Origin of the sequence: Geminocystis herdmanii PCC 6308 (genome assembly GCF_000332235.1) — a bacterium.
Taxonomy (GTDB): Bacteria; Cyanobacteriota; Cyanobacteriia; order Cyanobacteriales; family Cyanobacteriaceae; genus Geminocystis; species Geminocystis herdmanii.
Map to the genome: position 1 here is coordinate 131,894 of NZ_CM001775.1, position 18,149 is coordinate 150,042.

General features: G+C 35.2%; 19 protein-coding genes. 3 read left to right on the forward strand and 16 right to left on the reverse strand.

The annotated features are described in order from the left end of the window. Nucleotides 1-112: 112 nt before the first annotated feature. From SYN6308_RS00760 to SYN6308_RS00775, 4 genes are all read right to left on the reverse strand, one after another. Complete coding sequence (locus SYN6308_RS00760) at nt 113-3,232, reverse strand: efflux RND transporter permease subunit (protein ID WP_017292514.1); 3,120 nt, start codon at nt 3,230-3,232, stop codon at nt 113-115. A gap of 108 nt (nt 3,233-3,340) precedes the next feature. After that, nucleotides 3,341-3,553, reverse strand: coding sequence for a hypothetical protein (locus SYN6308_RS00765; RefSeq protein WP_017292515.1), 213 nt, complete (start codon nt 3,551-3,553; stop codon nt 3,341-3,343). 48 nt (nt 3,554-3,601) lie between these two features. Next, nucleotides 3,602-3,820 (reverse strand): hypothetical protein, encoded by a 219-nt coding sequence (locus tag SYN6308_RS21325; RefSeq protein ID WP_017292516.1) that lies wholly within the window; start codon nt 3,818-3,820, stop codon nt 3,602-3,604. A 70-nt stretch (nt 3,821-3,890) separates the two neighbouring features. Beyond that, nucleotides 3,891-5,429 carry an efflux RND transporter periplasmic adaptor subunit gene (locus tag SYN6308_RS00775; RefSeq protein ID WP_017292517.1) on the reverse strand — a complete coding sequence of 513 codons (1,539 nt, stop codon included), beginning with the start codon at nt 5,427-5,429 and terminating at the stop codon, nt 3,891-3,893. A 258-nt stretch (nt 5,430-5,687) separates the two neighbouring features. Between SYN6308_RS00775 and SYN6308_RS21330 the strand changes: the two genes are divergently transcribed. Next, nucleotides 5,688-6,245: a PadR family transcriptional regulator gene (locus SYN6308_RS21330; protein ID WP_017292518.1), complete on the forward strand. Its 558-nt coding sequence runs from the start codon at nt 5,688-5,690 to the stop codon at nt 6,243-6,245. A gap of 34 nt (nt 6,246-6,279) precedes the next feature. On the opposite strand, the gene SYN6308_RS00785 is transcribed toward SYN6308_RS21330, so the two are convergent. The 3 genes from SYN6308_RS00785 to SYN6308_RS00795 form a co-directional block, all read right to left on the reverse strand. Further along, nucleotides 6,280-7,446 (reverse strand): glycosyltransferase, encoded by a 1,167-nt coding sequence (locus SYN6308_RS00785; RefSeq protein WP_017292519.1) that lies wholly within the window; start codon nt 7,444-7,446, stop codon nt 6,280-6,282. 42 nt (nt 7,447-7,488) lie between these two features. After that, on the reverse strand, nt 7,489-8,247 hold the full coding sequence (locus SYN6308_RS00790) for a PD-(D/E)XK nuclease family protein (RefSeq protein WP_017292520.1): 759 nt from the start codon (nt 8,245-8,247) through the stop codon (nt 7,489-7,491). 149 nt (nt 8,248-8,396) lie between these two features. Further along, nucleotides 8,397-9,050 carry a PD-(D/E)XK nuclease family protein gene (locus SYN6308_RS00795; protein WP_017292521.1) on the reverse strand — a complete coding sequence of 218 codons (654 nt, stop codon included), beginning with the start codon at nt 9,048-9,050 and terminating at the stop codon, nt 8,397-8,399. A gap of 239 nt (nt 9,051-9,289) precedes the next feature. Here SYN6308_RS00795 and SYN6308_RS00800 point away from each other — a divergent pair, with 239 nt between their 5' ends. Then, nucleotides 9,290-9,706: an element excision factor XisH family protein gene (locus tag SYN6308_RS00800; protein ID WP_017292522.1), complete on the forward strand. Its 417-nt coding sequence runs from the start codon at nt 9,290-9,292 to the stop codon at nt 9,704-9,706. Beyond that, on the forward strand, nt 9,694-10,026 hold the full coding sequence (locus SYN6308_RS00805; protein WP_017292523.1) for a XisI protein: 333 nt from the start codon (nt 9,694-9,696) through the stop codon (nt 10,024-10,026). Before SYN6308_RS00800 ends, SYN6308_RS00805 begins: the two co-directional genes overlap by 13 nt. Before the next feature lie 30 nt (nt 10,027-10,056). Here the strand turns inward: SYN6308_RS00805 and SYN6308_RS00810 are convergent, their stop codons facing one another. The 9 genes from SYN6308_RS00810 to SYN6308_RS25945 all read right to left on the reverse strand — a co-directional run bounded on the left by SYN6308_RS00810 (nt 10,057) and on the right by SYN6308_RS25945 (nt 17,487). Then, on the reverse strand, nt 10,057-11,217 hold the full coding sequence (locus tag SYN6308_RS00810; RefSeq protein WP_017292524.1) for a glycosyltransferase family 4 protein: 1,161 nt from the start codon (nt 11,215-11,217) through the stop codon (nt 10,057-10,059). After that, the gene (locus tag SYN6308_RS21335; protein ID WP_052312579.1) at nt 11,214-12,491 is read right to left on the reverse strand and encodes a hypothetical protein; all 1,278 of its coding nucleotides are present in this window, start codon (nt 12,489-12,491) and stop codon (nt 11,214-11,216) included. Before SYN6308_RS21335 ends, SYN6308_RS00810 begins: the two co-directional genes overlap by 4 nt. Before the next feature lie 74 nt (nt 12,492-12,565). After that, nucleotides 12,566-12,793 carry a hypothetical protein gene (locus SYN6308_RS25065; protein ID WP_017292526.1) on the reverse strand — a complete coding sequence of 76 codons (228 nt, stop codon included), beginning with the start codon at nt 12,791-12,793 and terminating at the stop codon, nt 12,566-12,568. A 16-nt stretch (nt 12,794-12,809) separates the two neighbouring features. Then, nucleotides 12,810-12,938: a hypothetical protein gene (locus SYN6308_RS25710; protein ID WP_272943049.1), complete on the reverse strand. Its 129-nt coding sequence runs from the start codon at nt 12,936-12,938 to the stop codon at nt 12,810-12,812. A 39-nt stretch (nt 12,939-12,977) separates the two neighbouring features. Continuing rightward, the gene (locus SYN6308_RS00825; RefSeq protein WP_017292527.1) at nt 12,978-14,252 is read right to left on the reverse strand and encodes a glycosyltransferase family 4 protein; all 1,275 of its coding nucleotides are present in this window, start codon (nt 14,250-14,252) and stop codon (nt 12,978-12,980) included. After that, the gene (locus tag SYN6308_RS00830; RefSeq protein ID WP_071590969.1) at nt 14,233-15,120 is read right to left on the reverse strand and encodes a glycosyltransferase family 2 protein; all 888 of its coding nucleotides are present in this window, start codon (nt 15,118-15,120) and stop codon (nt 14,233-14,235) included. Before SYN6308_RS00830 ends, SYN6308_RS00825 begins: the two co-directional genes overlap by 20 nt. Before the next feature lie 32 nt (nt 15,121-15,152). Next, nucleotides 15,153-16,034: a glycosyltransferase family 2 protein gene (locus SYN6308_RS00835; protein WP_017292529.1), complete on the reverse strand. Its 882-nt coding sequence runs from the start codon at nt 16,032-16,034 to the stop codon at nt 15,153-15,155. A 28-nt stretch (nt 16,035-16,062) separates the two neighbouring features. Then, nucleotides 16,063-16,989, reverse strand: a complete 927-nt coding sequence (locus SYN6308_RS00840) for a glycosyltransferase family 2 protein (RefSeq protein ID WP_017292530.1) — start codon at nt 16,987-16,989, stop codon at nt 16,063-16,065. Nucleotides 16,990-17,067: 78 nt separating this feature from the next. Continuing rightward, a complete protein-coding gene (locus SYN6308_RS25945; RefSeq protein WP_017292531.1) occupies nt 17,068-17,487 on the reverse strand; it encodes a reverse transcriptase N-terminal domain-containing protein in 420 nt (139 codons plus the stop codon). Nucleotides 17,488-18,149: the final 662 nt, after the last annotated feature.

Consider the following 18,149-nt stretch of genomic DNA (forward strand, 5'->3'; position numbering starts at 1 on the left):
GCCTTTCATAAAGTAAATATACAATTAATTTTACCTACTTACTTAATCATTGAGAATTATATCTCGAATCAGAATGTAAAAGCATCGAAAGCCCCTGAATGTTTACTGTATTCTACATTTTTTTAAACATTAATTTCTCAGTTCCAATTTTAATTACTATATATAAAATAGGCACAACAAATAAACTTAAAAAAGTAGCCACAAACATTCCGCCAAAAACAGCTGTACCTAATGATTGACGGCTTCCAGCCCCTGCACCTGTGGCAATTACAAGGGGAAAAATCCCGATTAAAGTAGAAATTGCTGTCATTAAAATTGGTCTTAAACGCTGTTTTGAGGCTTCAACTACAGCTTTAACAACGGGTAAACCTTCATCTCTTAATTGGTTGGCAAATTCCACAATTAAAATGGAGTTTTTACTAGCTAATCCGATTAACATAACTAACCCAATTTGACAGTAAACATCGTTAGGAAATCCTCTCAACATTTGCGCTAATAATGCGCCCATAATAGCAAGGGGTACGGCTAACATAATGATAAAAGGATCAATATAATTCTCGTATTGGGCGGCTAAAACGAGGAAGACAAATAATAATCCTAACCCAAAAATGATAATAGCTAAGTTTCCTGCACTAATTTCCTCTAGGGAAATACCTGTCCATTCATAACCGAAGCCTTGAGGTAACACTTGTTGGGCTAAATTCTCTACCGTTGTAATAGCTTGTCCTGAACTAAAACCGGGGGCAGTTGAACCGTTAATTTCGATCGAGCGGAATAGGTTAAAATGATCTATACTTTGAGCGCCTGTAGTGGATGTCACCGTCACAAGATTAGATAGGGGTATCATTTCATTGTTGGTTGACCTAACATATAGTTTACTTATATCATCAGGGTTCGATCGAAACTGCTTATCAGCTTGTAAATAAACTCGATAGGTGCGCTGTTGCATAATAAAATCGTTGATATATTCTCCCCCTAATGCCGTTTCCATCGTACGGAAAACATCTTCTAAATCCACTCCTAATAATTTAGCTCGTTCTCGATTAACTTCAACCAGTAATTGTGGACTATTCGCTGCAAATTGAGTAAAAACCCTTTGCAAACCTTGAGTTTGATTTGCCATACCTAAAAATTGCCCCATGGCTTCCACCATAGAATCTAAGTCGGGATTGATACGGCGATCTTGTAACTGAAGTGTAAAACCGCCAAACGATCCTAAACCTTGAATAGCGGGAGGATTTATGGGGATAATTCGGGCTTCAGGAATCATGGCAAATTTGCCAAAAAGTTTCCCTGTGATAGCTTGAACAGTCTGATCTGGGTTGCTCCGTTCATTCCAACGCTTGAGGGGAGTAAAAATAATTCCCTGATTTGGCGTACTACCTCCAAAGGCAAAACCACCGATAGCAAAAGTTGCCAAAACTTCGGGCATCTGGAGCATTTCCGCTTCGACTTTTGCCATGACATCGCTAGTATATTGTAATGATACTCCTTCGGGAGCTTGTACGATCGTAATAAAGTATCCTTGATCTTCTTCAGGTAAAAAAGAGTTAGGCACTTTCACATATAACCATCCCGTAAAGCCAATTAAGACAATAAACACCCCGATAATAAACAGTTTAAACCGTGTCAGGAAAAATAACGATCGTTCGTAGGTATTCGTTACCCAATCGAGAAACACGTTAAATTTATCGAATGCTGGTTGTATCCAATCGGGTGCGTGTTGTCCTTTCCGTAAGATTAAGCCACAAAGAGAGGGAGTGAGGGTAAGGGCTAAAAACGTAGAAATTGCGATCGAAAAGGCGATAGTTAAGGCAAATTGACGATATAACGCCCCAGTTGTGCCGGGGAAGAAGGCAACGGGAATAAACACCGCCATTAACACTAAAGAAGTGGCAATAACTGCCCCAAATAACTGTTTCATGGAGAGACTTGCCGCCTCGTGAGCTTCAATATCATTATCTTGTATATAACGATGTATTTGCTCAACCACTACGATCGCATCATCAACTACGATACCCGTCGCAAGGGTTAAACCGAATAAAGTCAAGGTATTGATGGAAAAACCAAAGATTTTAATAAAGGCAAAAGTACCGATTAAGGAGAGGGGAATGGTGAGAGAAGGAATTAAAGTGGTGCGCCAATCTTGCAAAAAAGCGAGAATGATTAACACCACCAACCCCACAGAAATTAACAAAGTGATAACCACTTCTTTCATGGATTCCTTAATAAAAGCAGTGGTATCAAAAGCTAACCTTGCCTCGATACCCGTAGGAAAATCCTTTGATAGTTTTTCCATTTCCGCTTTTACCTTATCCGCCACTTGTAACGCATTTGAACCGGGTAACTGATAAATACCTAATCCTACCGCATCGATCGCCCGAAAGCGCAGAAAAGAGCTATAATCCTGAGAGCCTAATTCTACCCTGCCCACATCTTTAAAACGGATAATTCCGCCATTTTCGTCCGTTTTGAGGATAATATTCTCAAATTCTTCGGGATAAGTTAATTGACTGATTGCTCTTAAGTCTAACTGAAATTCTTGCCCTTTTTCGGCTGGTTCTGCCCCTATCTTACCTGCACCTACTTGAATATTTTGTTCTGATAACGCCCTAGAAACATCCGCAGTGGTTAAACCTCGACTAGCTAACCGATTTGGATCAAGCCATAACCTCATAGCATAACGTCTTTCACCGAAAATCCTTACATTGCCCACCCCGTCAATTCTTCTTAAAGCATCCACCAAGTATCGATCGGCGTAGTTACTTAGAAATGCGTTGTCGAACTCTTCATTTTCGCTAAATAAGCCAAAGCCCATTAAAATATTATTGGATTGCTTACTCACCGTAACCCCAGTGCGTTGTACTGCTTCGGGTAGTTGTGATTCCACAATGGATACTTGATTTTGCACATCCACGGCGGCTAAATCTTTATCCCGTGAGGAGTCAAAAGTGGCAGTAATGGAACTTGTGCCATCATTACTACTACTAGAGGAGATATATTTTAAGCCTTCTAAACCGTTAATTTGTCGCTCTAAAACGTTGGTAACGGTATTTTCTACCACGATGGCATCAGCACCATTATAATTAGCGGTAACTTGAATTTGAGTGGGGCTAATATCAGGAAATCGATCGAGCGGTAAAGTAACAATACTAATCATACCCACTAAGAGGATGATCAGGGCGCAAACGGAGGAAAAAACCGGGCGTTTAATGAAAAAATCAACGAACATGGTATTAAGGGGAATAGAATTAAAATTGTCATAGGATAAAATACTCGTAGGGGTTGAATATCATTCAACCCGTATCAACTTTTAACCCTTATTTAAAGAATTAGATGTTTATTGCATATCAACATTTATTAGTTGATCAGATTTTCGGTATTGTCTTCCGTATTCTAAGGCTTTCAGAAAAAACTCCTCATCGGAAATTGAGCCGATCATTTGTTCTAACCAATTAGGGCAATTTGATTTTTGTTCAAGTTTAGTTTGTAATTCGGAAACTTGCTTTTCTAGGTGAGTTAAACGTTGTTCGATATTAGGATCATTAAACATGGTTTTGATGATAAATTGCTGATGATTGAGTAAATAAAATATTAGAGCTTACGCAGAACAACTATACTTTTTGTAATTAATGGTTTCCAAAATTTCTATCTCCGCATATTGACTAAAATCCCCAAGATATTCTCCCTTTTCTTGTTTAGCCTCTTTTAATCCTGTCAAAACTAAATTTAAAGCCTCTGGATTTTCCCATAACCATTTTTCACACTCTGGAATATTATCAGGGATTGATTTTTCTTTTAAGTCTTTTGCGATCGTCATAATTTTTCCCCATTATCTAATTTAGTTTTATTATAGGTTTTTGGTTAATGACTAAAGTCATCACTACAAACTATTGAGGGAGAGGCATTATCGGGGTATCATCCCTTAAATTCATAATCCCTGCGGTGACAATTTGTTGTCCAGCTTCTAACCCTTCCAATACTTGATAATCATTGCCTTGCAGACTGCCTAACTCGATTAACTTTTGTTTTGCTATCAATGAAGGCTTATCAGGTTGAGCATTTTCGGCGGATTGAGCTACAAACACAAAGGTTTTATTGCCTAAACGAGATACCGCCGTAGCAGGTACTAAAAGCCCTTGTTTCTCACTCCAAATGATTTGAGCTTGTACTGAACCACGATTTAAAAGGTTTTCTACTGCTCGATCGAGGGTAGCTTTAGCTAACACTAATTGACTATTAGTTGTGACGTTAGGAGAGATAAAACTGATTTTTGCTGATGTCACCGTCTCCCCTTGGGCATTTAAAATCATTACAGGTAAACCTAAACGTAAGTCTTTAGCCTGTTCTACAGGTACAGAAAGATTCACTTCTAACACATTATTTTCCGTGAGAGTGGTTAATTCTTCCCCTGAATCCACATAATCCCCCATTTTGATGGGAATATCCCCAATAACTCCCGTAAAAGGTGCTAATACTTCCGTTTTCCTGATTTTAACCTCGATCGAACCTATGTTTCCTTTCATTTGAGCGACAGTTGCTTCTGCTTGAGCAATTTCTTCAACTCTCGCCCCATTTTCTAAGCGTCTCAAGTTTTGTCTTGCCTGTTCTACTTGTGCTTGTAAATCGCTTACATCCGCAGTTCTTCCCTTAGTTAAAGCGGATAGACGTTTTTGAGCTTCCGTTAAAGATGCCATCGCCTGACGCTCAGTTTTTAATAAAGAGGCAAATTGATCTTCAGAAATAGCGCCTTCTTCCTCTAATTTCTTATATCGTTTTACCCTATCCCGTGCCAAATCTAACTCCGCTTCCGCCGACTCTATTTGTGCCTTTGCCTGATCAATTTCTTCGGGAAGTGCGCCTACTTTGGCATTTTCTAACCGTGCGATCGCCTGATTTAACTGAGCTTTAGCTTCCGCTATATCTTCCGATCGACTTCCAGCTTTCAACTGTGCTAAACGAGCTAGAGCATTTTGTAATTGAGCTTGAGCTTGAGATAATTCGCTTTGAAGTTCATCACTTTCAATGACAAAAATCACCTCCCCCCGTTGAACTGTAGCCCCTTCTGTTACTAAAATTTGACTTATTCTCCCCTCTACTTCCGACTTAACCGTAATCGCTTTTGGAGCATCCAAAGTACCAATGACAGTGCTAGTATTAGTTAAAGATTGAAGATTCAATGTTTCTAACTTCACAGGCAAGGCTTGGGGTTTTCCTGCCATAGCAGTAGCTGGAGTATTATTTTCTTTATTGTTGGTAAACCAGAATATACCTCCTCCACCAGCTACTAAAATCACCATAACGATACCTGTAATTAATTTCCAAGGGGAAGAAGATTTTTTATTATTTTCAGAATCAACAGAAACTACTGGTAATTCTTCGATCGTATTTGATTGCTCACGGGGAGGAGAGGAGTTAGGATTAGTCATAATAGTCTACCATTAAAAAGATATAAGAATAATTTTTTCTTCAGGAATGGGAATTAAATAACCTACTTAAATAGATAGATAGCCATTGCGAGGCACGAAGCAATCTCTAACAGTTTTGGATTTTATTTAATCTTTATTCCTCGTATTATTTTTGTGCCTAACTGTAAAATTTTAATTTTAATATTGATTAAGATATGTTAATGATTTATTATATCAGAATAATATATCAAATTGATATAGTTTTTGATAAAAAATCTGATGTTAGAATTAGCAACGCTAGGATTATTACAAAAAGAAGCATTACATGGTTATCGTCTCAAACAGCAAATGGAATTATTCATGAGTGGATGTATAAGCGTTAACTATGGTGCAATTTATCCTCTCTTAAAACGCTTGGAAGAAAAAGGATTAATAACAGTATTTACCCAAGAAGAAGAAACGAATAATCCTCGTAAAATGTACAGTATAACCCCAGAGGGAAGAAAAAAATGGAAAGAAAAAATGTTAGAACATCCTCACGAGAGTTGGATTAATTCTCGTTCTCGTTTTATGATTAAATATTTCTTCTTTCGTTATTTAGAGCCTTCGGAAAGAGTAAAATTATTAGAACATCGTTTAATGACCTGTACAATACAATTAGAAAGTAAAGAAAAAGATCAAGAATCTATGCTTAATGATGATGATGCGTTTCAAGTAGAAGCATGGGAAAGATATAAATGGACGATCGAAGATGAAATACAATGGTTAAATCACCAACTGTTAATAGCTAAAGATTATAACTCAGCCATAGAAATCGATCGACCAACTCTATCGTAGATTGAGTGAGCTTTCAGATATTTTAATTTTTTATCTATTCATGGTCAATTATCTGTTGATAAACTTCAATTAATTGTTTAGCAATACGATCCCATGTATAATTTTCTAAGATAAATTTTTTAGCTCGATCGCCCATTTCCTTTGCTTCTTCTGAGTTAGATAAACACCATAATAAAGCCTCCATAATTTCTTCTCGATTTACCTCCACAACTTTGGCAACTTGAGCCTCTTTTGCTTCTGGAAAATTACAAGTGGTGGTAAAAATACAAGGCAATCCAGAAGCCATACCCTCAAGTATTGACATACTAAAACCCTCAGAATAGGAAGGGGCAACATAAATACTCGCCGCTGATAAAGCGGAATATTTCATCTCTCCTGTTAACATTCCAGTAAATGTGACGGCATTTAAACATCCTAAGTCTTCAAAATAACTTTTGACGGTGGGTAAATAACCCACATTGTCAGGACCTGCGATAATTAAATGACTATTGGGGAATTGTTGATGAATTTTTGCAAAAGCGGGGGCAAGTAAATCTAAGCCTTTTTTGGGATCGATTCTACCTAAGAATAAAATTAATTGGCGATCTTTTGTTTCGGGAAATTTATCTAAAAATAGAGAAGCTGAAGGTAATGATTCAAAGTCTTTGGCAAAAATACCGTTAGGAATCAAAAATAATGGGGTATTGAGATTAAGGGTTTTAATATTATCTTTTTCAGAAGTACCTGTTACTTGAATACCACTAGCTTGATTTATAGCAGGTTTTTCTAATAAATTATAAAATATCTTTTTCTTGAATGCTTTATAAGCTAAAACCCAAGGTTCAAGCATTCCATGAGGAGTTATGATATAAGGTACTTTTTCTCGTTGACAAGCCCAATAAGCAGGAAGATTTGGTAAGGAAAAAACAGCGTTTGTATGAACTAAATCATAGTCTTTTATATGATCAAATAACCATTGAGTGAGAGTAAAACTAAATTTATAGTCGCCCCAACTAACATAAGGAAAATATTGAATTCGTAAACTATCTTCTTCAAGCCAAGTAAATTTGGGTACATCTAACTCCTTATCACCATTGGCTGTAGTAGTCACTAAATCAACATTAACTCTCTGTTTCGCAATACTTTTTGCCAATTCAATTACAATTTTAGATGTGCCACCATATACAGAACCAATAGCGGGGATAACAATTAAAATTTTCATAGGGGAATATGTTGAGTGAGGATAAAATTAAAATATCATTAATTATAAACCAGAGACATCTTCACCATAACTATAAACTTCAATGCCTAAATTTTCCGCTACGGGTAAAGCTCGATTATCTACCATCGGAGAAATAACTAATTTTCTTGTTACTTGTCGCTGATGACGTTTTTGATAGAATTGCACTTTACGATCGAATATGTACATTTCAGCTTTACTGATAGAAGATTTAATTTCACAGACTATCACCTCCCCATTTTTAATTATCACATCAATTTCTACTTGATCAGGTCTGCCAAAAACGTCTCCCTCATCATCAAAATCATTGAGATTTAATACCTGTACATTAAAAGAATTTTCTAAGATACCTTTAAGGGCATTACGGAAACTAGCTTCTGAATATAAACCCCAACGAGAACCTAAAGCTCCAATGGTGCTATCATAACGTTTGTTTAGCTTTTTAATTTCATCTAAAGTTTGATCAATTTGATCTTGATGACGATCTAGTCTTTGAGTATTTTCTTCCCATCTACGATTATTTTCTTCCCATCTACGATTATTTTCTTCCCATCTACGATTATTTTCTTCCCATTGCCGTTTATTTTCTTCCCATTTACGGGTTTCTTCTTCTCGATCGCGCTGTAATTCTGCTAAGATTCGATCGAACTTACTATCAACTTCTGTTTTGGGGTGATAGTATTCTGAAACTGTGTGCAAGACAAAATCTCTAATAGACGAATCTTCTGCAATAATAGTCGGTAATTGTTCTTTGATAATGGCTTTTATTTCTGTCGAGTTCATAATTTTTAGATGATTTTTTACCTATAGCAATCCTAAATAATTTGTGAGAATTGTTGCCCCCTAACCCCCAATTTTTGGGGAAATACTTAAATAGCAGATTACTTATTGAGTTTTTAATAATGTATTGTTATCGTGTTAACAGTCTAAAATTATAAACCAGAGATATCTTCACCATAACTATAAACTTCAATGCCTAAATTTTCCGCTACAGGTAAGGCTCGATTATCCACCATAGGAGAAATGACTAATTTTCTGGTAACAAGACGTTGATGCCGTTTTTGATAGAATTGCACTTTGCGATCGAAAATATACATTTCAGCTTTACTGATAGAAGATTTAATTTCACAGACTATCACTTCTCCATTTTTAATTATCACATCAATTTCTACTTGATCAGGTCTGCCAAAAACGTCTCCCTCGTCATCAAAATCATTGAGATTTAATACTTGTACCCCAAAAGAATTTTCTAAGATACCCTTAAGGGCATTACGGAAACTAGCTTCTGAATATAAACCCCAACGAGAACCTAAAGCTCCAATGGTGCTATCATAACGTTTGTTTAGCTTTTTGATTTCATCTAAAATATCTCGGTTATATCGATGTTGTTCTTCCCACTTATGAGCTTGTTCTTCTCGATCGCGCTGTAATTCTGCTAAGATTCGATCGAACTTACTATCAACTTCTGTTTTGGGGTGATAGTATTCTGAAACTGTGTGCAAGACAAAATCTCTAATAGAAGAATCTTCAGCGATAATAGTTGGTAATTGTTCTTTGATAATGGCTTTTATTTCTGTCGAGTTCATAATTTTAGGCTTAATTTTTCCAGTCTATTCTCATTATATAGACTGTGCTAAAAAAGTCTATTTTGATGTTCACAGAGGTAGTTTTAAAGGCAATTCCCCCTGTTTGTTAAATTTTGAAGTGCGATCACCTATTATAATTCAAAATTTCCTCAAAATACAACAAATATTTAAACGGACAGAATAAGTTTATCTCTGATTGTGATACCATTAGTAAGAAGGATTGAAAAGATAATTGTTATATGTCGGCAAAAGATAAGTTTCACCAAGCCGTTAAAAATGCTTTAATCAAAGAAGAATGGAATATTACCCATGATCCTTTATTTATTGACTTTGATAATGCCCGTCTTCAAATAGATTTAGGAGCAGAGTCTTTAATTGCCGCCGAGAAATATTCTCGCAAAATTGCCGTTGAAGTCAAAAGTTTTCTAGGTAATTCGACTATATATGAATTTCATCTAGCTGTAGGACAATGTTTTAGTTATCATATAGCTTTACAAGAACAAGAACCCGATCGAAAACTTTATTTAGCTGTACCTATTTTCGTATATCAAGAGTTTTTTTCTCGTCCTTTTGCCCAACAAACCATCAAATCCGCTCAAATTAACCTAATTGTTTATCATCCCTTTGAGGAGGTAATAATACAATGGACAAATTAACTTATTACCGAGAATTGGTGATCAGGATTTTAGAAAAATATGCCCAAGTTAAACCTCTGGGAGATATTGAAGTAGAGACTTTTTTCGATCAAGAAAATAATCATTATCAAGTATTTCATCGAGGATGGATTAACTATCGCCGTGTTTTTGGTCCTTTAATTCACATTGATTTAATTGATGATAAAATTTGGATTCAACATGATGGTACGCAAACAGGTGTCGCTAATCAGTTAATGGAATTAGATGTACCAAAAGAAGATATTGTTTTGGGTTTTCATCCCCCTTTAATGCGTCAATATGACGGTTTTGCTATGGGTTGAAACTACAAAAACTCTGTACAGTCTTTGAGCTTACTTTTTTCTAGTCGCAAACTCGATCGCACTTTTTAACCCTTGAGCAAAATAATCGGGGGAATATTTCTCAATATGTTTTAAAGATGCCTTCCCCATAAACTCTAAATCCACTTCTCCTGAAGACATTTTGATCATTAAATTAGTTAATTCGGTTTGATTTTCTGGATTAAAGCCAAAACCATTAACTCCCTCCATGACTAAATCTTCAAAACAACCACAACGATTCGAGACAATCACAGGTAAACCTGCCGCCATAGCTTCATTAACTACTAATCCCCATTGTTCGGTGGTACTAGCATGAATAAAACACTTACCATGGGCAAAATAAGGTAATAATTCATCCTGCTGTAAAAAGCCGGGTAAGTGAACAAAATCTGATAAATTATATTCATCAATTAAACTCTCTAAGCTCGATCGAAGTTCACCATCTCCACATAAAACCAAATGCCAAGCGTTTTCACCCAGTTGTTGCTGATAGGAAGCATAAGCCGAGATGAGTAAAGGTAAATTCTTTTTCTCCACAAAGCGATTAATCGCTAAAAAGAAAGGTTGATTTAACGGTGAGTTTAAAGGTGTTATCTGATCAGGATGAAAAACACTGTTATCAACTACATCATAGCCGTTAAAAATACCATTTTCAGGAAATCCTAGTTTAACTAAATATCTTTTGTGAGGATGTCCCCCCACTAAAGCACTAGAATATTTTTTCACTAACCAACTTTTAATTATTTCTTTCCACCAAATACGAGGTTCATCATCCTCTTTGGATTCAGATAAAACAATAGCTGGTTTACGATGCCAAAGACTCCAGCATAAAGCCGATAGCATAGATAAACGAGCATAACCTGCGATGACGACAATATCAGGATTAATTTTTGATATGCTATCAAAGGTTTTTTTGATATTAGTCTTTGTGTCAACTTCCGTAGGTTTTAAATGATCTAAGATGGTATATATTTCTAATTCGCTATTTTCAAGATTAGTTTTCCATTGATAATCAATTCCATCTCTGGATATTTCTAAGCCGATTACATTCCATTCGTTCGCAATAAATGATTGAAATGCTTTTACTCTAGCTAAATGATAAGGTCCATAATTAGTAAATAAAATAGCGATGATCTTTTTTGATTTTAAATTAAGAAAAACAGGTTTATTCATGGAATAGGATATAGCTTTGTTTCTTTACTTTTGGAAGCCTTACCATAATAAGCGATTAAAAATAGAATACCCACTTTAAAAATAAATTCATTCAGAAATCTACCGATACCATGGGTTACACTAACCATAGCTGAATCAATCAAACTAATGTAAAGCAAAGTACTGATCATACTTTTTCCTTTAATAGTGGACACCCATAGGGTTTTATAAACATAAGCCATTAAAGCAAAAAATAGACATCCAAAAAAGCCAAAATCCATAAAAGAATCTCCCATACCCGTTAAGGTTGTCCCAGAATGAGGCTGATAGCCATAAAAACCAGCTAAGTCATAGTTATTATTAAATTGAAGGGATTCCTTGAACTGCCAGCCAACTAATTGACCCGGTACATAACCAAAGATAAAATTATTCCATAACTCTCTTCCATAACCATATTGATCGAGTTGAACAGCATAATCCATAACCAGAGTTGCATTGCGTAGTTCTAGTATTTCTCCTTCGATTACTGCTTCTAATCCTTCTTGAGAATTAGATTGAATAGCTTCCCAATTTGCGGTAAACACTAACTCCCAAAATTTCCCCCTTAATCTTCCGAGGAGAGGAATAACGTAAGTGGCGATCGGAATAAGAACTACCAATGCAAATCGTGGGGGAATATAACGTTTTCCAATAAATATACATAAACCAATCGTGATTAAAAAAGCGACAGTAGGCTGACGACGACCTGCTAAAATAATTGCTTGAAGAGTGGGGAATGCCGTAATCGCCGTTAAAGCTATATTCAGGACAGACGGATTTTTAAGGGCTCGCAACAGAAACAACGGTAAGGCAATATTAAGAGTTCCCTGAAAAAAAGATAATATAGTTGCAATACCAGTCCATTGGTTGTTTGCTGCTATTTGTATCTCAATGCGAGATAAAGCAAAGCTACAGCCCAGACCAATTGTTAATAAAACAAGACCTGCTTTAAATAATTTATGTTCATCAATCTCAATATTTAAGCTATTTAACCTGTTTTCATTAGGGGAAAATTGATAACCAAGCCAACACATGGCGACACATAAACAGCTATAAATTAACATTCTCTCTAATGCGGTGTTCGTAACTGCTATCCCCGGGTTATCCACAATGGCGATCGCCTGGGGCAAGATAAACGATAAAAACACGGAAGCCATGAAGAAAGGAAATTGGTAAATCCTTTCTAGGCGAATGATTGACCAACCGACGATCGCTATACAGATAGTAATAAAAAGAAAAAGATAAAGATCAGCCATATTTTATTTAATTATCAGATTAATGTGGTCTTATCCCATAAATAAATACTAATTTTATTTTGTTCAAAGTCAAGTTATAGAATAGTATTTTCCGCCCATTGAATAAATAATTTACTTTGTTTGATTAAAATATTTACATCATCATAACTTAATTGCCTTTGATCCTCTATACTATAATCTCCTTGAGTTCTTTTATCTTGAGCATCAATTAAATAACGATGAAACTCTAAAGGAACAATTCCTTTTTTTGCAAATTCTTTTCCGAAAGCAGAAATTACTGCTGAGTGGCTAGAAAAACTCATTAATTTTGTTAAGTTTCTACGATAAGGAAAAAAATACTGAAGCCATGAAAAAAGGAAATTGATAAATCCTTTCTAGGCGTACGATCGACCAACCGACGATGGCAATGCAGATAGTGATAAAAAGAAAAAGATAAAGATCAGCCATTGATTACTTTTTTACTCAGTTTAATGTTAACAAGTAGTCTTATTTTAAAGTTATTTTTGATAATTCTTGTTGTAAATTTAAGATACTAAAATTCTCAAGGTGATTCTGTGCGTTGTCAGAAAATTTTTGTAATTCTGGGGGATTTTCAAGGCAAAATTTTAATGCTTGAGCAATAGTTTCCCCTGTCACCTCCGACAAAATTAAACCATTAACCCTATCTTGCACTACATCTCCACACAATAAAGATGTGATTACTGGTAGTTGCCATGATTGGGCTTCTAGTTGGGTTAAACCAAAACCATCCGATAAGGTAGGAAAAATAAATACATCAGCTTCTTGGTAATAATGGGCAGTCATACTACGAGACACTGCTCCAATCCATTTTACATTAGGATATTCTTGAAGGGATGGCTTATTAATGCCTAAAGAACCGACGATAGTAACTTCTATGGGCAGATTTGTTAATAATTTTACTGCTTGAAGTAAATAAAGAATACCCTTATTTAACACTACATTTCCCAAGAAGAGAACTTTCAAAGGACGATGATCAGAAAAACTAGGGGGATATTGTCTTTGGGATAATATTGATTTGTTTGATTTTTCATAGGCAAGGGGAACTATTTTAACTTTATTTTGATCAATTCCCGCTTCCTGTAAAGCTACACTTGACCATTTAGAATTAACGATGATCTGATCTGCTGAAGCACATTCTTGATACCATTTATCCCAATAACAAGATGGTGATTTTTTTGTAGAAGATTCATATTCGGAATATTTACTATATTCTTGTAAAACTCTCTTTTCATGAGCAATACCTGGGTCGATTTGACCTAAAATGGTTTTCCAACCTTGCGATTTAGCATAACGAAATATCTCTAAAGCGGCGTAACTATAAGCGAAAACACAGATTGGCGACTCCTTATCTACAACAAAAGATTGTTTTTTGAGTAAATCAACGGTTTTTCTTTGAAACCAATCATTTCTAGCAATGATTTTTTCCCATCCCTTCGTTTTTAGCCATTTTTGTTGTAGTTCAAAAGCAATGATAGATTCGGTAAAACTAAATACCTGAGCTTGACTCAAATCAGGGTGGAATCTTTCCCTGAGATTTCTCAAGACATTCTCTGGTAGTTTATTGAGAATCGATCGATTTGAAACCCAACTGTCTGTAATTAGACAGTTTAACTGATTCATATTGTTTAAAGCTCTGGGGATAGCATAATGTTCTCTAGCCCCAATTTGGCAACACACATATTTCATCATTTTCTGAATAGTTAAGGTTGTAAAAAATGTTTCATAAATTATTATAATCATCAATAACTTCTTTTTCTAACTTCCATAATAATTTACGGGTTTTCCAACTAATTGGGTTTCTCAATTTAAAGGCATAAGATATATTGATCATTACACTCACCCATACTTCTATCCAAGTAGTCAAATGTCCCCATTTTATAAACAAAAATAAACTTTTAACACCTTTAGATATTAAAGAAAATACTAAATAAAAATAAGGTTCTCGCATTATAGAACACAAAACTTGACTTCTTAAACCATAAAATTTCCAGTCTCTATCAGAACGTCCTTGTATAGATTGTTCATGATACATTGTAACATTACAAAGACATTTTATACGTTTATTTAAGTCCCAAAGTTTAGTACTAAGATAAGTTTCCCCTGCTGATCGAAAAAATAGATCAGGATAAAAGCCTATCCAATCAAAAAAAACTTCTTTTCTGATCATGGTGAATCCTGTTTTAAAAACGTGAATATAACGATCAGTGTTATTAAGTGGAGATTCTTTTGGTCCAATAATACTAGCGGTTACAACAGCTAATTCAGATTCAGAACAAAAAGCCTGAATCATTTGTGCAATGGCATTTTCTGTTAAGAAATAGGAATCATCATCTACAGTCATAATATATTCTCCTGTTGTATTAGCTATGGCTAAATTTAAAGCGGGGAAAAAACCTAAATTAGAGTGTGTTTTAATTAGCCGTACTGTAGGATATTTTTGTTGAATAGCTTCTTCGGTTCCATCATTACTAGGGTTAACAATCACAACTATTTCCAATTGAGGATAATCTTGTTCTAGGCAGGATTGTAAACATTTTAGTACCAAGTCACACCTTTTGTATGTTACACAAACTATGGATACTTTATATAAGTTATTATTGCTGTTCATTAAGTTTTTGAAATCTTTTACAAAAAAAATAATTAATTGATAAAATCTGGTTGATAATCTTTAGGAAACTCTGGTCTTAAACGATCGATAATGAGTAACATCGAGCTATGAACAATGCGCTGAAGGAAACGCTTAGGAAATTTAGCAAGATGGTTATAAAAATGATATTCAGGCAAAGGGGTGTTTGGTTGCCAATAACATAAGTTTTCTGCATCATTTTCAACTATTAAATCTTTCCAGTCATCAACTGTCCAATGTCTTCCTAAATCATTGGAAAGAGAAGTCATCATTGATCGCAAATTACATCTACGTTGTAACTGTTCTGGATCACGATGGGGATAATGACGAATGGGAATACGTTCCTTTGCTAAAAAACCTGCATTATAGGGAAAAGAACAACGGAGTGGCCACTTAATAGTGCTTCTGTATCGAAACATTCTTGGTTCAGACTGAGACAAGGGAAAATAGTATCGTCTTCGTTCAGAAATAGTTAACTTACGATTATCTTCCCCTTTGCCATAGGATAAAACCTCTTGTTGTGTCAAGCGAAAATCATAACTTTGGTTATAAACACAAGTTTCAAACTTTTCGAGTTTAGTTTTAACAAACTCTGGAGGGCTAATATGATAAAACTCATCAGCATCTACCCTCAAAACCCAATCGCCATCTTCCATGTTCTTACGATAATGATCGAATACATAAGCTCTTAATCCATCATGAAAAACAGTTGGCTGTTTTTTAAAAAGGATAATTCTTGAATCTTGTTGAGAATATTTTTGGATTATTTGCCATGTTTCGTCTGTACTGCCAGTATCATAGATATAAAGTGCATCACACCAAGATAAAATGTGTTTGAGAGATTCCTCGATAATATCTCCTTCATCTCGAACAAATAAAATTGCGTGAAATCTCATAACCAACCTCCTTTTTTTATTATTGATTTTATTTTAATGATATTTTCTTTATTAGTAATTCTAATATTTTTTTGGTTGTGATAAGAAGAAAACCCAATAAATAACGTACACGAATGAGTCTCAGATTCCAAAAAAAAGTATTTTGATATATTCGCCACCCTTTTTGAATTTCTCCCTGTTTAAGACAGGCAAAACTCATAGATCTAGTGTGACGTGTAATAATGTATAGTCTTTCTCTTTTTCTCTCCTTTCCTCCAGAATATTGTTGAGTTTTTTCTTTATTAATAATATACAACTTGCCTTGATAGGATTTATCTAAATTAGACACCTCACTTTGTTCATGACGACGATAAGCAAATAAATAAGGAGAATTGATATAAACAAAGCCCTTTGCATTACCTAACCTTAACCAAAGATCAGAATCTTCTGCATTGATATTTTGATTACAATAACCTCCTACTTGATCTAAAGTATCTTTTTTGATCGCCGTTGAGCAAGTTCCTATCCAAATATCCTCATAAGCGGAAGCATAGTAATCATTATATAATGTCACCTCTAACTGTGACTGACTGACTGATAAAATTTCCTGTTCATTAAAAAAATTCAACTCTTTTCCCGCAACAAATGCTGGGAAATTAGTATCTAAAATGACTTTTTTGTATGTATTTAATGTCCAAGGAAACCACAAATCATCACTATCTAAAAAAGTTATATATTGACCATTGGCAAATTTCAAACCTAAGTTACGAGCCGCCCCTGCTCCTTGATTGTTTTGCCTCAGTACTCGGACTTGATTTTTATATTTTTTTAACACATCCAGAGTATTATCCTTAGAACCATCATCAACAATAATAATCTCTCGATCTCTGTAATCTTGATTCAAAACAGAATCTACTGTTTTCTCAATTAGATTAGCTCGGTTATAGGTTGGAATAATAACGGAAAAAAAGACCATATATTTTTTGACTTAAATTTTAGATATGAGACTTCCATTGAATAAATTGAGAACATTATTTAGGAAAGTAGTGTTAAACTAAGCCAAGTCCTCACGAACTTGACTCGTCTTCAGAACGGAACGTGAAACTTTCGCTTCATTCCGCTCCTCTCTGATAAACCCCTTGTCATGGGTACGATTCAAACTATCATCTTTGGCAGTTTTATCATCGTGGCAATGTCTATGTAAAACCTGTAAATTATTATATATATCCTTTCCACCTTTCGATTTCGGGATAATGTGGTCGATTTCTAACAAGTCCTCGCTATTAAAGTTGAGTCCACAATAGGATTTTATGAGTAATCGTTGTAAGCTGTGAACCAACTTGACATTACCATTTTGACTCGCTCTGTAAATTCGCTTCTGTAATCGAAATACCTGTTTTTCCACAACTTTCCAATTAACGGATTGCCATGTGTTCCAGTTATTTGCTTTATCAATCGGTTTTGCCATTGTCATAATTTTATTACTTCATTGACTTTACATTGTTTATCAAAGTGTGTACGTCGGCATATCTTTTTACATTACATAAAAGCGTTGGCTTCTTACACAATCCTGTCTCCCATAACCTTACGCTGGTTACTGCTCAAAGTATTCGACCTCTTTGAGAGATTATGGGAGGTTATCTCGTTCCCTATATCCTTCCGTCAATCTTATTGATTGCGGTATTACTCAACCTTAGACTTCCTCTATTCACCGATTCTTTGTATTTGTCTCCAGTTCAGACAACAAAATCTACTGGTACATTAGAACTTTACCTTTTGGTTCTGGCTTATCAGCCTTATTTAGCCAGTTTTTAGTAACGATGATTCTGTCGGGGATTCATTGCTTAGTCTTAGTTAAATTGCTCAGTGGGATTCCAGATTAGGCTTCCAGTTACCACTTTTTAACCCTGCTTTACCGAATGGTTTACCAAAGCCGAGTCAGTAAGGGTTATGCTTTCACATGGACAATCATGGGTAGGGTTCTCACCTACAAGGATATAGAGTTGTCAAGGTACATTTCTGTTAACCTTGCCTAGCTTACGTTTCGGTGTTACCCTAGACTTTGGCTAGAACGAGTCGCACTGATTAATCTAAATTAGTAATAGAGAGTAGTAAGTAGTATCTATCTAATTTTTA

Bases quoted from the DNA above. Each gene is read 5' to 3' on its own strand.
- SYN6308_RS00760 (WP_017292514.1), bottom strand. From the start codon at position 3,232: ATGTTCGTTGATTTTTTCATTAAACGCCCGGTTTTTTCCTCCGTTTGC.
- SYN6308_RS00765 (WP_017292515.1), bottom strand. From the start codon at position 3,553: ATGTTTAATGATCCTAATATCGAACAACGTTTAACTCACCTAGAAAAG.
- SYN6308_RS21325 (WP_017292516.1), bottom strand. From the start codon at position 3,820: ATGACGATCGCAAAAGACTTAAAAGAAAAATCAATCCCTGATAATATT.
- SYN6308_RS00775 (WP_017292517.1), bottom strand. From the start codon at position 5,429: ATGACTAATCCTAACTCCTCTCCTCCCCGTGAGCAATCAAATACGATC.
- SYN6308_RS21330 (WP_017292518.1), top strand. From the start codon at position 5,688: ATGTTAGAATTAGCAACGCTAGGATTATTACAAAAAGAAGCATTACAT.
- SYN6308_RS00785 (WP_017292519.1), bottom strand. From the start codon at position 7,446: ATGAAAATTTTAATTGTTATCCCCGCTATTGGTTCTGTATATGGTGGC.
- SYN6308_RS00790 (WP_017292520.1), bottom strand. From the start codon at position 8,247: ATGAACTCGACAGAAATAAAAGCCATTATCAAAGAACAATTACCGACT.
- SYN6308_RS00795 (WP_017292521.1), bottom strand. From the start codon at position 9,050: ATGAACTCGACAGAAATAAAAGCCATTATCAAAGAACAATTACCAACT.
- SYN6308_RS00800 (WP_017292522.1), top strand. From the start codon at position 9,290: ATGTCGGCAAAAGATAAGTTTCACCAAGCCGTTAAAAATGCTTTAATC.
- SYN6308_RS00805 (WP_017292523.1), top strand. From the start codon at position 9,694: ATGGACAAATTAACTTATTACCGAGAATTGGTGATCAGGATTTTAGAA.
- SYN6308_RS00810 (WP_017292524.1), bottom strand. From the start codon at position 11,217: ATGAATAAACCTGTTTTTCTTAATTTAAAATCAAAAAAGATCATCGCT.
- SYN6308_RS21335 (WP_052312579.1), bottom strand. From the start codon at position 12,491: ATGGCTGATCTTTATCTTTTTCTTTTTATTACTATCTGTATAGCGATC.
- SYN6308_RS25065 (WP_017292526.1), bottom strand. From the start codon at position 12,793: ATGAGTTTTTCTAGCCACTCAGCAGTAATTTCTGCTTTCGGAAAAGAA.
- SYN6308_RS25710 (WP_272943049.1), bottom strand. From the start codon at position 12,938: ATGGCTGATCTTTATCTTTTTCTTTTTATCACTATCTGCATTGCCATC.
- SYN6308_RS00825 (WP_017292527.1), bottom strand. From the start codon at position 14,252: ATGATTATAATAATTTATGAAACATTTTTTACAACCTTAACTATTCAG.
- SYN6308_RS00830 (WP_071590969.1), bottom strand. From the start codon at position 15,120: ATGAACAGCAATAATAACTTATATAAAGTATCCATAGTTTGTGTAACA.
- SYN6308_RS00835 (WP_017292529.1), bottom strand. From the start codon at position 16,034: ATGAGATTTCACGCAATTTTATTTGTTCGAGATGAAGGAGATATTATC.
- SYN6308_RS00840 (WP_017292530.1), bottom strand. From the start codon at position 16,989: ATGGTCTTTTTTTCCGTTATTATTCCAACCTATAACCGAGCTAATCTA.
- SYN6308_RS25945 (WP_017292531.1), bottom strand. From the start codon at position 17,487: ATGACAATGGCAAAACCGATTGATAAAGCAAATAACTGGAACACATGG.